The organism is Rhodococcus sp. JVH1 (assembly GCF_000280725.2).
Classification (GTDB): domain Bacteria; phylum Actinomycetota; class Actinomycetes; order Mycobacteriales; family Mycobacteriaceae; genus Rhodococcus_F; species Rhodococcus_F jostii_A.
The window spans coordinates 5,924,726-5,937,775 of record NZ_CP166289.1 but is presented as its reverse complement, the minus strand read 5'-3'; the positions used below and the strand labels follow the sequence as shown (position 1 = coordinate 5,937,775).

The 13,050-nt window shown below is 68.7% G+C and carries 13 protein-coding genes; 5 read left to right on the top strand and 8 right to left on the bottom strand.

Annotation, left to right across the window (positions count from 1 at the left end; genetic code table 11):
• Position 1 precedes the first annotated feature (1 nt).
• The gene (gene pepN, locus JVH1_RS27590; protein WP_009474637.1) at positions 2-2,512 is read left to right on the top strand and encodes an aminopeptidase N; all 2,511 of its coding nucleotides are present in this window, start codon (positions 2-4) and stop codon (positions 2,510-2,512) included.
• Here the strand turns inward: pepN and JVH1_RS27585 are convergent.
• The gene (locus JVH1_RS27585) at positions 2,502-3,944 is read right to left on the bottom strand and encodes an FAD-dependent oxidoreductase (RefSeq protein WP_009474638.1); all 1,443 of its coding nucleotides are present in this window, start codon (positions 3,942-3,944) and stop codon (positions 2,502-2,504) included. The genes pepN and JVH1_RS27585 overlap by 11 nt on opposite strands.
• A 106-nt stretch (positions 3,945-4,050) precedes the next feature.
• Here JVH1_RS27585 and JVH1_RS27580 point away from each other — a divergent pair, with 106 nt between their 5' ends.
• Positions 4,051-4,611, top strand: coding sequence for a TetR/AcrR family transcriptional regulator (locus tag JVH1_RS27580; RefSeq protein WP_009474639.1), 561 nt, complete (start codon positions 4,051-4,053; stop codon positions 4,609-4,611).
• On the opposite strand, the gene JVH1_RS27575 is transcribed toward JVH1_RS27580, so the two are convergent.
• Both JVH1_RS27575 and JVH1_RS27570 read right to left on the bottom strand, forming a co-directional pair.
• Positions 4,587-4,919, bottom strand: coding sequence for a hypothetical protein (locus tag JVH1_RS27575; RefSeq protein WP_011594838.1), 333 nt, complete (start codon positions 4,917-4,919; stop codon positions 4,587-4,589). The two genes, JVH1_RS27580 and JVH1_RS27575, sit on opposite strands and share 25 nt — an antisense overlap.
• Before the next feature lie 82 nt (positions 4,920-5,001).
• Positions 5,002-6,204, bottom strand: coding sequence for an adenylate/guanylate cyclase domain-containing protein (locus tag JVH1_RS27570; RefSeq protein ID WP_011594839.1), 1,203 nt, complete (start codon positions 6,202-6,204; stop codon positions 5,002-5,004).
• 89 nt (positions 6,205-6,293) lie between these two features.
• On the opposite strand from JVH1_RS27570, the gene JVH1_RS27565 reads away from it, so the two are divergent.
• Genes JVH1_RS27565 through JVH1_RS27555 form a run of 3 tightly spaced genes read left to right on the top strand, consistent with a single transcriptional unit; the run spans position 6,294 to position 8,265 of the window.
• Entirely contained in the window at positions 6,294-6,857 is a 564-nt protein-coding gene (locus JVH1_RS27565; RefSeq protein ID WP_009474642.1) for a TetR/AcrR family transcriptional regulator, read from the top strand.
• A gap of 3 nt (positions 6,858-6,860) precedes the next feature.
• On the top strand, positions 6,861-7,289 hold the full coding sequence (locus JVH1_RS27560; RefSeq protein WP_005252159.1) for a PaaI family thioesterase: 429 nt from the start codon (positions 6,861-6,863) through the stop codon (positions 7,287-7,289).
• Between the two features lie 31 nt (positions 7,290-7,320).
• Positions 7,321-8,265 carry a serine/threonine dehydratase gene (locus JVH1_RS27555; RefSeq protein WP_009474643.1) on the top strand — a complete coding sequence of 315 codons (945 nt, stop codon included), beginning with the start codon at positions 7,321-7,323 and terminating at the stop codon, positions 8,263-8,265.
• Positions 8,266-8,277: 12 nt separating this feature from the next.
• Here JVH1_RS27555 and JVH1_RS27550 read toward each other — a convergent pair whose 3' ends face one another.
• From JVH1_RS27550 to JVH1_RS27530, 5 genes are all read right to left on the bottom strand, one after another.
• Positions 8,278-9,255, bottom strand: a complete 978-nt coding sequence (locus tag JVH1_RS27550) for a pirin family protein (protein WP_009474644.1) — start codon at positions 9,253-9,255, stop codon at positions 8,278-8,280.
• A gap of 19 nt (positions 9,256-9,274) precedes the next feature.
• The gene (locus tag JVH1_RS27545; protein ID WP_009474645.1) at positions 9,275-9,721 is read right to left on the bottom strand and encodes a MarR family winged helix-turn-helix transcriptional regulator; all 447 of its coding nucleotides are present in this window, start codon (positions 9,719-9,721) and stop codon (positions 9,275-9,277) included.
• Positions 9,705-10,802, bottom strand: coding sequence for an LLM class flavin-dependent oxidoreductase (locus JVH1_RS27540; RefSeq protein ID WP_009474646.1), 1,098 nt, complete (start codon positions 10,800-10,802; stop codon positions 9,705-9,707). Before JVH1_RS27540 ends, JVH1_RS27545 begins: the two co-directional genes overlap by 17 nt.
• Positions 10,803-10,947: 145 nt before the next feature.
• Positions 10,948-12,477, bottom strand: a complete 1,530-nt coding sequence (locus JVH1_RS27535; RefSeq protein WP_009474647.1) for a DHA2 family efflux MFS transporter permease subunit — start codon at positions 12,475-12,477, stop codon at positions 10,948-10,950.
• On the bottom strand, positions 12,474-12,944 hold the full coding sequence (locus JVH1_RS27530; protein WP_005574387.1) for a MarR family winged helix-turn-helix transcriptional regulator: 471 nt from the start codon (positions 12,942-12,944) through the stop codon (positions 12,474-12,476). Before JVH1_RS27530 ends, JVH1_RS27535 begins: the two co-directional genes overlap by 4 nt.
• Positions 12,945-13,050 lie beyond the last annotated feature (106 nt).

The following is a 13,050-nucleotide window of genomic DNA, read 5'->3' as shown; positions in this document are numbered from 1 at the left end:
CGTGAGCACAGCGAACCTGACCCGAGCCGAAACCGCCGAACGTTCCCGCGCGATCGACGTTCTCGGCTATCGGGTGGAACTGGACGTACTCGGCGCCGTCGACCGGGAGGTCGGGACGTTCGCGACCACCACGACCGTCGAGTTCACCGCCCGCACGTCCACGACCTGGCTCGACTTCCTCGGCGCCGGTGTGGAGTCGGTGACGGTCAACGGCGCCGACGTCCCCGTCGACTACGACGGCGCCCGTATCGCGTTGACCGGACTGCGTGAATCCAACGTCGTGACCGTCGCCGCCCGGGGCGAGTACAGCCGTTCCGGTGAGGGTCTGCACCGGTTCCTCGACCCGGCGGACGGGCAGACGTACCTGTACACGCAGTACGAACCGGCGGACGCGCGGCGGGTGTTCGCGTGCTTCGAACAGCCGGACCTGAAGGCGCCGTTCACGTTCGTCGTCACCGCGCCGGAGGAGTGGGAGGTGGTCTCCAACCAGCAGGTCGCCGAGCGGGAAGACACCACCGGTGGGCAGGTGGTCACGTTCGCGCCGACACTGCCGATCTCCACCTACATCACCGCCGTCGCGGCCGGGCCCTACCACCGGGTCGACTCGGAATGGAGTGGCGGCGACGTCACGATCCCGCTGGGCGTCCTGTGCCGCGCCTCGCTCGCGCGGTACCTCGACGCGGACACGATCTTCGAGATCACCCGGCAGGGGCTGGGGTTCTTCACGGAGAATTTCGACTACCCCTACCCGTTCGGCAAGTACGACCAGGTGTTCGTCCCCGAGTACAACCTCGGCGCCATGGAGAACCCCGGCTGTGTGACGTTCACCGAGGCGTACGTGTTCCGCGGCGCCGCCACCGACTCCCAGTACGAGGGCCGGGCCAACACGATCCTGCACGAGATGGCCCACATGTGGTTCGGCGACCTCGTCACGATGGTGTGGTGGGACGACCTGTGGCTCAAGGAATCGTTCGCCGACTACATGGGCGCACTGGCCAACGCGGAGGCCACCCGGTGGACCGACGCGTGGGTGGCCTTCGCCAACCGTCGCAAGGCGTGGGCGTACCTGCAGGACCAGTTGCCGACGACGCATCCGATCGTCGCGGACATCGTCGATCTCGAGGCCGCGAAACTGAACTTCGACGGCATCACGTACGCGAAGGGCGCCAGCGTCCTCAAGCAACTCGTCGCGTACGCCGGGCGTGATGCGTTCTTCGAGGGGGCACGCCGCTACTTCCGCGCCCACGCCTTCGGGAACACCACCCTCACGGATCTGCTGACGGAACTGTCGGCCACGTCGGGCCGGGACCTGACGAGCTGGGCGCGCGCCTGGTTGCAGACCACCGGCGTGTCCGCACTGAGCCTGCAGCGCGGCGCCGACGGGCGCGCCTCGATCGTGCAGACCGATCCGCGTCCACACCGCCTCGGCGTCGGGCGCTACGACTTCGACGGGACCGGCGACCTCCTGTGCGTGGAGCGGGTCGAGGTCGACCTCGCCGACGCCCACACCCCGATCGGTCTCGCCGACGCGCCGCTCGTGTTGCTCAACGACGCCGACCTGACGTACGCGAAGGTGCGGCTGGACGACCGATCGCTGACCACCGTCGAGACCTCCCTCGACCGGGTCCGCGACCCGCTGGCGCGTGGCCTGATCTGGTCGTCGCTGTGGAACGCGACCCGCGACAGCGAACTGGGTGCCACGCGGTATCTGTCGATGGCCCAGCGGTTCTCGCCGGCGGAGTCGCACCTGACCCTCCTCACGTCGGCGCAGGCCAACGCCCCCTATGCGATCGAGCACTTCTTCCCCGAGACCTCGCGCGACAGCGCCCGCCTCGACTGGCTCGAGCACACCTGGCGCGCGTTGTGGAACGCCACGCCGGGTTCGGGAAGCCAACTCGCCTGGGCACGGGCGGTGGCGTCCGCAGCGGCGATGGACGGCAGTCGCGCGGCCGGCATCCGGTCGATTCTCGAGGCCGGCGGGCCGGCACCGACCGGCCTGTCGCTCGACCCGGATCTGCGCTGGGGATTCTGGGGCGCGCTCGCCGCCACCGGGCACGCCGACGACGCGGACCTCGACGGTGAGCTGCGCCGCGACGACACCGGCTCCGGCCGCACCGCGTACCTGCGGGCGAGTTTCTCGCGACCGGACCCGGACGTGAAGGCGAAGGCCTGGGAATCGATCTTCCACGACCGCACACTGTCGAACGAACATCTCGGCGCGATCATCGCCGGGTTCCGCGCAGGTGCCCGGAACGACCTCGTCGAGGGATACGCTGCCGACTACTTCGCCTCGATCCGCTCGGTGTGGGAGGAGCGCAGTATCGAAATCGCGCGGCGGATCGTGGTCGGGCTGTTCCCGTCCGAGCCCACACTCGACGCGGCGGACGGTTGGCTCGTCACCCACGCCGATGCGCCCGCCGCGCTACGACGGCTGGTGCTCGAGCAACGGGATCATCTCGCCCGGGACCTGCGAGCGCAGGCGTTCAACAGCCGTTCGGACGTCACCGGCTGACCGGCCGGGCACCGTTCGACGTGCGGGCCGTCCACCGTTCCAGGACGCCCCGCCACAGCCCGGACGCACTGTCGCCCGCCCAGGCGATGTAGCCGTCGGGACGCACGAGCAGTGCGGGGCCCTCGTCGGTCCGGGTCACCGCGCGGACATCGCCCGGGACAGGAACCCCGTCCTCGGTGACCAGGACGAAACCGCCCGAGCGCATCACCTCGTACAGCCGTCCGCCGTCGGTGGGCAGGTCGTCGGCGCGTCGGCCGACGAGGGTGCTCTCGCCGGCGACGTGGCCGTACCCGATTCCGATCCCCGAGAACATCCGGGCGATCGCGTCGCCGATCGCCGGGAAGCCGAGAAGCGCCGCCACTACCCCGTTCCGGATCTTCCGGAGGATCCACGGCCGGACAATCATCATCCGCATCGTGGCACCGCTCGACCGCAGAACCAGCCGGCCCACCGGGTGCCGCTCGGAGTGGTACGTGTCGAGCACCGCGTCGTCCGCGCCGTCCAGCACGGCCGCGAGCTTCCATCCGAGATTGACGGCGTCCTGAATGCCGGTATTCATTCCCTGCCCGCCTGCAGGGGAATGCACGTGGGCGGCGTCACCGGCGAGAAACACCCGGCCCGTCCGATACTGCGGGACCTGCCGTTCGTCGCTGTGGAAACGCGACTGCCACCGCACGTCGCCGAGGCCGTAGTCCGTGCCCATGGCGACTTCGATGGTGCTGCGCAGTTCTTCCCGGTCCACGGGCGCGGTGTCGTCCACCTGATGCCGCCGGTTCCAGGCGATCACGCGAAACAGGTTGTCGCCGTACGGTGCGATGAACGCGAATCCGTCGCGGACGGCGTTGACGGTCACGAGATTGTCCGGTGGGTTTTCGAGTTCGACGTCGGCGAGCATGATCGACCGCAGCACGGCCTTGCCGGGGAACGGTTGCCCGATCATCGTCCGCACCGCGCTGTGCGCGCCGTCCGCACCGACCGCATACGTCGCGTGGAACGTGCTGTCGCGTCCAGAACTGTCGTGGCCGTGAACGCGCACGCCGTTCCCGTCCTGCTCCACCCCGGTCACGGTGAACCCGCGGATGATGTCGGCGCCCCTGTCCCGGGCGTGTTCCTCCAGGAGTGCGTCGACGTTCCGCTGCGGGGTGACGAGGACGAACGGGAACCGGGACCGCAGGCGCCCGAGGTTCAGCGCTGCACCGCGCCACAGCTTCAGACCGGGTGAGGCGGCACCGGTGGCGACGAGTCGGTCGGCGAGTCCGCGGGCGTCGAGCAGTTCGAGGGTGCGGGCGTGGACGCCGAATGCGCGGCTGAGGGTGGACGGCGCGGCGCGCTTGTCCAGCACCGTCACCGATCGGCCGGCCGCCGCCAACTCTCCCGCGAGCATGCATCCGGTGGGTCCCGCGCCGATCACCACCACGTCGATGTGCTTCATGACGTTGCCTCCGATCGAAAGTGCCCCAGCTAAGTCAACAACTGTTGACTTCAACGGTAGGCGCATCCCGGCGCCAGGTCAACAGCTGTTGACTTATACTCTGAGAATGCCCGACCGCCGCGCCCGCTCCGCCGTCGCCACCCGCGCCGCGATACTCGACGCCGCCCGCGCCCGATTCGGCACCGACGGCTACGAACGCACGACGATGCGCGTCATCGCGTCGGATGTGGGCGTCGACCCCGCACTGGTGGTCCGGTACTTCGGCAACAAGGAATCACTGTTCGCCGAGGCCGCCGAATTCGATCTGCACCTGCCCGACCTCCACGACGTTCCCGCGAAGGACCTCGCGACCGTGCTCATGCCGCGCTTCTTCGCGGTGTGGGAGAACGACGGCGCGTTCCTCCCCCTGCTCCGCGCGGCGGCGAGCAGCCCGCGGGCCGCCGAGGCGATGTTGCAGGTCTTCGCCCGCCAGGTGGCGCCCGCGCTGGCAGTGGTCACGGCGGACCGCCCGGACGAACGCGCGGCCCTCGTCGGGTCGCAGGTCCTCGGACTCGCCTTCTCGCGCTACGTACTCCGGGTGCCGCCCGTGGCGGACATGACGCACGAGGAGCTGATGCGCTGGGTCGGGCCGGTGCTCGAGTACTACCTCACGACCGAACCGCGGTAGCCCTGCCGGTGATGCCTGCCGCCGTTCAGCATCCAGCGGGCGTCGAGCTCGCTCGTGCTGCGGTGGTGCCGCCTGATCGTGAACGATGTGATCGGCAACCGCTCGACGACGCTCGCCTCGGCACGCGCATCGCCCGCGATGCCCTGTTCGAGAACCGAATACGCGGTGTGGTTGACCGAATGCACGGCCAGCCGGAGCGCGTCGAGCGCCGTGGGTCGCGGCCCGAACGCGGCGAGCGTGTGACCGCCGTCCACCGCGGTTTCGACCACCGCGTAGAAATGCCAGTCTGCGCCCGAATCGCCAGTCATGATGTGCCTCACTCGATGTGCTTCTGTGAGCTGTGCCATGACGATATCGCGGGGGTACGACACGTTTTCGGAGCCGCGTCGCTCAGGCGACGGACCGGCGGCCGATCCCGAAGAGCTCCTGGGGGACGTCGATCCCCTTGAGGCGGTGACTGCCCGCCGGTTCACCCCAGAACTCGTCGGTGTCGAGTTCGTCGTAGAACTCGCCGGTCACGACCACCTCGTGAGACGGCGCGACCGCGACGACGCGGCTCGCCATGTTCACGGGCCTGCCGAACCAGTCGCCCGCGCTCGGCACGGCTGTGCCCCAGGCGATCCCGGCCCGCAACGGCGGAAGCCCCTCGGCGCGGGCGGCCTGCACGAGGTCGAGGGCGGTGTATGCCAGCGCGTTGGGATCGGGCGAGACCAACATGACGGCGTCGCCGATCGTCTTCACCAGACGCACCGGCGGAAGCACCAGATCGGTGGCCAGCCCGTCCAGCCGCTCGGCCACCCGTCCCAGATCGGCGGGCGCCACCTGCTCACCGAGCAGCGTGAATCCGACGAGGTCGGCGAAGCAGACGCCGATCTCCTGCGCCCCTCGAACCTGCAGGTTCGAGTCCCTGGCGATACCCACCGCATCGGAGCGCAGTTGGTGGCGCAGAGTCGTGGCGATGAGGTGAGCCAGGATCTGCGCCTCGAAATCCGCGATGCGCCGTACCTCGACCGCGTACCGCAGGGCCACCTCGGGGTGATCCCGCGTCGCCTCGAGTCGCTCCTGTAGGAGCGCGTCCGCGGCGTCGGCGACCGTCCAGAGGTTGCGGCCGAGGACCCGGGCGGCCGCGAAGATTCCGCTCTCGTCGAGCCCCAGATCCCGGTACTGCTTGAGTCCGCGCGCGAGGTCGAGGTCGCCGTCGTCGTAGAACGTCCCGTCCTCCGACGCACCCCGGCCGATCGCCCGGAACCACCGCCGGGCGTCCTCCACGGTGACGCCGGTCTTCTCGGAGATCTCGTCGATGCCGTACCGGCCCTTCGGCGCCAGCGCGTGCTCGAGCAGCAGGTGCGCGAGCCGATTGTTCCGCGAGGCGGCGCGGAGTTCGTCGATCGACACCCCGTCCTCGATCAGGGTGTTCAGGACGCCCATCCGCGCAGAACGATCCGATCCGCTGAGTCCGTCGAGGAGGCCGGCGGCCTCGAACTCGTGGACTTGCGTGGGCGGCGGACCCGGGCGTCGAAGCGGGCGAGGCGGCGGGGACACCAGACGTCCCGTTCGGGGCGTGATCCGTCGGGGCTGTCGCGGGTTGCGCACGCCCTCATCGTCCCAGGAACGACGCCGCCCTTCGCCGTAATCCTGCGAACTCGCTTCCCCCGCGACCCCGACCGAACTATATTCGGTAGGTGCCGATTCAAAGTCTGTTGCTGGACGCGGCGGAGGGCCACTTCGCCCGCCGCGGCGTCCTCGCGACGCGGCTCGCCGACATCCGGCACGAGGCCGGTGTCAGCGTGGGAGCCGTCTACCACCACTTCCCGAACAAGGAAGAGCTGTACCTCCAGGTCTGGTTACGCGCTCTCGCCGACTATCAGGACGGATTCCGGACCGCGCTCACGAAATGCGCGGATGCGCGGTCCGGGGTGGAAGGCGCTGTCGTCCGCCACCTGCAGTGGGTGTCCGGCAACCCGCAGCGGGCCACCATCCTCGCCGCGCCCCGGCCCCCGGGCATCGACGAGCGGGCCGATTCCACCAACGCGGCGTTCTTCCGCGACGTCACCCACTGGTGGCGGGTCCACGAACACTACGGAACGGTCCGCCGGTTCGAGTTCGACGTGCTCTACGCGCTGTGGCTGGGCCCGGCCCAGGAGTACTCCCGCCAGTGGCTCGCGGGCGCCATGACCACCGACCCCACCGCCGTGGCGCCCGAACTGGCGACCGCCGCATGGAACTCGCTACGGAACCAGGAGTAGAGGATGACAGTCGACGTCGCGCTCACCGCCGACACCGCGCAGGCCGTGCTGGCGGCCCAGCCGTTCAGCGTGCTGGTCGGCGCCCGCATGACCCAGTTCGGGGAGGGCGGCGCCACCCTCGAGATCCCGGTCCGGGACGAACTGCGGCAACAGAACGGCTTCGTGCACGGCGGTGTCCTGTCATACGCCGCCGACAACGCTCTGACGTTCGCCGCGGGCACCGTGCTCGGCGCGAACATCATGACCGCCGGCTTCACGATCACCTACCTCCGCCCCGCCCAGGGCGTGCTGCTGCGGGCGGACGCCCGAGCCGACGCGTCGACCCGGCGACAGGCGTTGTGCCGGTGCGACATCTACGCGGTGCAGGACGACGGCTCGGAGGTACTGTGCGCCGCCGCCCAGGGCACGGCGACGGTCAAGCAGCCGCGGTAGTCGCGGCCGCACGGGATGGGACGATGGGACCATGGCTGAATCCGTCGACCGCGCATCCGTGGACAGGGCGCGTGAGCGCATCACCGGCCTGATCCGCAGGACACCCACGTTCCGCGCCACCGTCCCCACCGTGCACGGCGCCGTACCGGTGATCTTCAAACTCGAGTTCCTGCAGTACGGGGGCTCGTTCAAAGTGCGGGGCAGCCTCAACGCGCTGCTCCACGCCGAGGAGGACGGGCGGCTCGACGACGCGGGTGTCGTCATCGCGTCCGGCGGGAACGCCGCCATCGGCGCGGCCTGGGCGTCGCGTCTCAGGGGTGTGAAGTGCACGGTCGTCGTCCCCGTCACCGCACCCGACGTCAAGATCGACAAGCTGATCGCGCTCGGCGCGGACGTACGCAAGGTCGGTGCTCGATACGCCGAGGCGGCCGAGTATGCGGACGAACTCGCGACGTCGTCGAACGCTCTCGCCCTGCACGCCTACGATCTCCCCGACATCGTCGCCGGGGCGGGCACCATCGCCCTAGAGATCCAGGACGACGTCGCCGAGCCGCTGTCCTACGTGATCGCCGTCGGCGGCGGCGGACTGCTCTCCGGTGTCGTCGCAGGCAGCGGCGAGGACGACAGCATCCACGGCGTGGAACCGAGCGGAGCGGCGACGCTGCACTCCGCGGTCGCCGCCCGGCAACCCGTGGACATCGACATCGACAGCATCGCCGGCGATTCCCTCGGCGCCACCAAGATCGGTTCCATCGCCTGGGACACCGTCCTGTCGCGGCCCGTGTCCAGCTTGATCGTCGACGACGACGCCCTGATCGACGCGCGAACACTGCTGTGGGAGGAGTTCCGGATCGTCGTCGAGCACGGCACCGCCGCGGCGCTCGCCGCGATCGTCACCGGACAACTCGCCCCCGCCGACGACAAGCCGCTCTGCGTGGTGCTCTGCGGCGCCAACACGTCGATGACCAGCTACTGATCCGCCGTCTTCTCAGCCGCGCGGTTTCAGCCGGCTGTTCGGCAGTTCGGGTGCGGGCAGCGGATCGCCGTCATAGCCCTCGACCGTGCCGAACCGGGGGTCCGCGGGCGCCGCGCCCCGGAGCTCGGACTGCCACTCACGGCGGGAGCCGACGATCTCCTCGTGGGTGCGGCCGAGGAAGTTCCACCACATGATCACCTGTTCGCCCAGCGGCTCACCGCCGAGCAGCAGCAGCCGGACCCGCGTTCCGCCCGCGTTGCGCAGCGCCACCAGCGCCTCCCCGGGCGGCTGATAGCCGAGTTCCGCCCACCGCAGCGTGGTCCCGCGCAGCTGCACCTCGCCCTCGTCGACGAGCACCCCGACCTCGAAGCCACGTTCGATGTCGAGGGTGACGTCCGCACCCGGCTCCAGGAGGATCTCCGCGCCGAGCAGCGGCGTGAACGTGCGCACCGGCGACGTGGAGCCCACCGTGCTCCCGAGGAACACCCGCACGGTCGCGCCGTCCAGTTCGACCGGGTCGGGTGCGTACGTCTCGAACGCCGGATCCGCGTCCTGCGCCGACGCCGGCAACGCCACCCACAGCTGCGCGCCGTGCAGGATGCGTGTCTGCGGGGTCGAGACCTCGGAGTGCGCGATCCCCCGCCCCGCGGTCATCAGGTTGAGCTCACCGGGACGCACCATCGCATGCGAGCCGATGCTGTCGCGGTGTTCGATCTCGCCGGTGAACAACCAGCTCACCGTCTGCAGTCCCGTGTGCGGGTGCGGCGGAACGTTCATCCCGCCCGTCGTCCCGACGTCGTCCGGACCGTAGTGGTCGGCGAAGCACCAGGCTCCGATCAGCGACCGCTCCCGCTGCGGGAGGGTGCGCCGGACCGGCATCGCGCGGGGACCGCCGAGCGGGACCTCGCGCGCGCCGAGCACTTGGATGCCCCCGCCGTCGGGGTGCGACTCGCACCGCTCTTCCACCGAATTCGTCTCCAGATTGCTCACTGTTCCATCGTGCCTTCCGTCAGCCCTGTGCGCCGCGCAGTTTCGCGCAGAGCTCGGTGAGCGTGTCGAGTTCGTCGTCGGACAGTGCCGGGCCGACGCGCCTCCGGATGCTCGCCGCGTGCCGACGTCCGACGGACTTCTGCACACGAGCACCCTCGTCCGTCAAAGCGACGACGGTCCCCCGGCGGTCGCCCGGATCGCATTCCCGCGTGACGAATCCGGACCCGGCCAGCCGCTCGACGAGCCGGCTCAGCGACGGCTGGCTGAGCAGGATCTCCCGGTTGAGATCGTGCAGACGCAGTCTGCGCCCGGGGGCCCGGCCGAGCGTGAACAGCACGTCGTATTCGCGCATGCTCAGCTCGTCCCACACGTCGTCGGCGGCGAGGTTGCGCATCACCGCGACCTGGGCGCGGAAGAGTGCCTCCCACGCCTCGGCCGCGCGTTCGGTCCTACTGACGGGCGGCATCGACGGGCTCGCGATCGGCCTTCATCGACGCGTGCGTCGGCGGGTTGTCCGGCACGCCGGCAGGTCGGCGGGCAGCGAACTCCTTGCGCAGCACGGGCACGACCTCGCCGCCGAGCAGATCCAGCTGCTCGAGCACCGTCTTCAGGGGTAGTCCCGCATGGTCGACGAGGAACAACTGCCGCTGGTAGTCGCCGAAGAAGTCGGCAAACGTCAGGGTCTTCTCGATCACCTGCTCCGGTGTGCCGACGGTCAGCGGGGTCTGCTCGGTGAAGTCCTCGAGACTCGGCCCGTGGCCGTAGACGGGGGCGTTGTCGAAGTAGGGCCGGAACTCGTCGACGGCGTCCTTGGCGTTCCGGCGCATGAACACCTGCCCGCCCAGTCCGACGATCGCCTGGTCCGCGCGGCCGTGACCGTAGTGCTCGTACCGCTCGCGGTAGAGGTTGATCAGGGCGATGTAATGCTCCTTCGGCCAGAAGATGTTGTTGGCGAAGAAGCCGTCACCGTGGAACGCCGCGATTTCGGCGATCTCCGGACTGCGGATCGAGCCGTGCCACACGAAAGGCGCGATGCCGTCGAGCGGACGCGGCGTGGACGTGAACCCCTGCAGCGGGGTGCGGAACTGTCCCTGCCAATCGACGACGTCCTCGTCCCACAGCCGGCGCAGCAGCCGGTAGTGCTCGAGCGCCAGCGGAATCCCCTGGCGGATGTCCTGCCCGAACCATGGGTAGACGGGGGCCGTGTTTCCGCGACCCATCATGAGGTCCACCCGGCCGTCCGCGAGGTGCTGCAGCATCGCGTAGTCCTCGGCGATCTTCACCGGGTCGTTGGTGGTGATCAGCGTCGTGGACGTCGACAGGATGATCTTCTCGGTCTGCGCTGCGAGGTAGCCGAGCATTGTGGTCGGGGACGACGGCACGAACGGCGGGTTGTGGTGCTCGCCGGTGGCGAACACGTCGAGCCCGACGTCCTCCGCATGCTTGGCGATGGTCGTCATCGCCTTGATGCGCTCGTGCTCGGTGGGGGTACGGCCGGTGGTGGGATCGGGGGTCACGTCGCCGACGGTGAAGATTCCGAACTGCATAGCTGTTCCTCTCGCGCCAGAACTCCATGCGTTTGCATGAACCTATTGCAACATTCAACCACCTTGTCCTATTCCGGGAACGGCGAAGGGCGGCAAGCGCAGTGCGCTTGCCGCCCTCGGCGACGTTCGGATCGAACGAACCTGATCAGTGCATCATGACCGTCGGGGCACCTTCGGCCTCGAGCTTCGGGTTGACCGACTTCTTCCGCGGCAGCAGGAACGCCGGGATGAGCGTCAAGGCGATCAGCACGGTGGCGACCAGGAACGTGTTGCCGAACGCATCGGCGGCCTGGCTCAGGACCTGATCCACCATTCCGGGAGGCTCCTGTGCGGCGACCTCGGGCACGTGCTGCATCGCGACCGTCTGACTGTCGAGACCGCGATCGAGCAGCTGGTTGGTGAGGACCACCGACATGACGGCGGTACCGATCGAACCGGCGGTCTGCTGGACGATGTTCATCAGCGTGGAACCGCGAGCGACCTGCTCGTTGGACAGCGTGACGATCGCTGCCGTCATCAGCGGCATCATGGTGCAGCCCATGCCCATGCCCATCACGAACAGCGCACCCATCAGCAGCCAGGTCGGCGAGTCCGACGCCACCTGCGTGAAGACACCCAGACCGATCAGGATCAACGGCAGACCCGTCAGCACGATCTTGCCGGGGCCGATCTTGTCGACGAGACGTCCGGCGACCGGCATGGTCAGCATCGCGCCGATACCCTGCGGAGCCATCAGCAGACCGGCGGCGAGCGTGGTGTGCCCACCGACCTGGATGAAGTAGCTGGGGAACAGCAGACCGGCACCCATGAATGCGACGATGAACAGCGAGGTCGTGATGACCGCGACCGACAGCTGCCGGTTCTTGAACAGGTGCAGGTCGATCAGCGGGTGATCCTTGCGGAGTGCGTGGACGACGAACGCGACGATCAGCGCCAGGCCGATCGCACCGGGCACAAGCACGCGAGCCGAAGCGACCGTGCCCACCTCCGGGATGGACGACACACCGAACAGGAACAGAGCCAGACCCGGCGAGAGCAGCAGCATGCCGAGGAAGTCGAAGGACTCCGAGGGCGACGCGTTGTCGGACGGCAGGATGATGAACGCGGCAGCCAGGGCGATGATGCCGATGGGCAGGTTGATCAGGAAGATCCAGTGCCAGCTCGCCGCCTCGATCAGCCAGCCGCCGAGGATCGGACCACCGATGGGGCCGAGCAGCATGGGGATTCCGAGAACCGCCATGACCCGGCCGACACGGTCGGGGCCGGCCGCCTTCGTCATGATCGTCATGCCGAGCGGCATCAACATGCCGCCGCCGAGGCCCTGCAGGACGCGGAAGCCGATGAGCGACGTGATGTCCCACGCGAAGCTACACAGCACCGAGCCGAGGACGAACAGCACGAGCGCCGTCATGTAGAGGCGCTTGGTGCCGAATCGGTCGGCCGCCCACCCGGTGACGGGGATGACGGTGGCCAGGGCGAGCGTGTAGGCGGTCATCGTCCACGCGACAGTGGCGTACGTGGTGTCGAACTCCGTGGCGAACGTCGGCAACGCGACGCTGACGACGGTCACGTCGAGGATCGACATGATGGCACCGAGCACCACCACGGACGCGATCTTGAGGACCGTGCCGTCGAGCTTGTCGGGCGCCGCGTTCGCGGCGGTCGGCGATGTCATCCGAGTATCTCCTGGTTGAGTTCTCGCAGGGACTCCCCCGCGAGGATCGGTTGTAGTGCCTCGATCAGCCGAGTCCGCTCGATCTCCGGAACCCGCCATGCGAACCGTCGCAATTGATCACGCTTGCATTCGATGTGCTGGGTAGCGACCTTATGTCCGGCCTCCGACAAGGAGACCCGCTTGACCCGCCGGTCGCGTTCGTCCTCCCGGCGAACGACCAGACCCAGTTTCACGAGTTGATCGACGTTCCGACCCGCTGCGGCCACCGAGAGCCGCAACCGCTCGGCCACCTCGTTGATCGGAAGTGGCTCACCGTGCTGAACCAGCGCGAAGAGCATGCGCACCTGCGAAAACGTGAGGTCCAGCTCGATGAGGTTGTCCATCGACTCCGACTCCCCCGCACTCAACAGTTGGGTGAAGAAGTCGTTGAGTAGTTCGAAGAGAAGATCAGGAGATTTGTCGGGCACCCTCGAATGCTAGCGCTCATGCAACTATTGCCCAAGAGCAACTATGGCGCAACCGAATAAATGGTGTCAGGTATCACATTCCCCGGCGACACCCTCGACCTGCGGG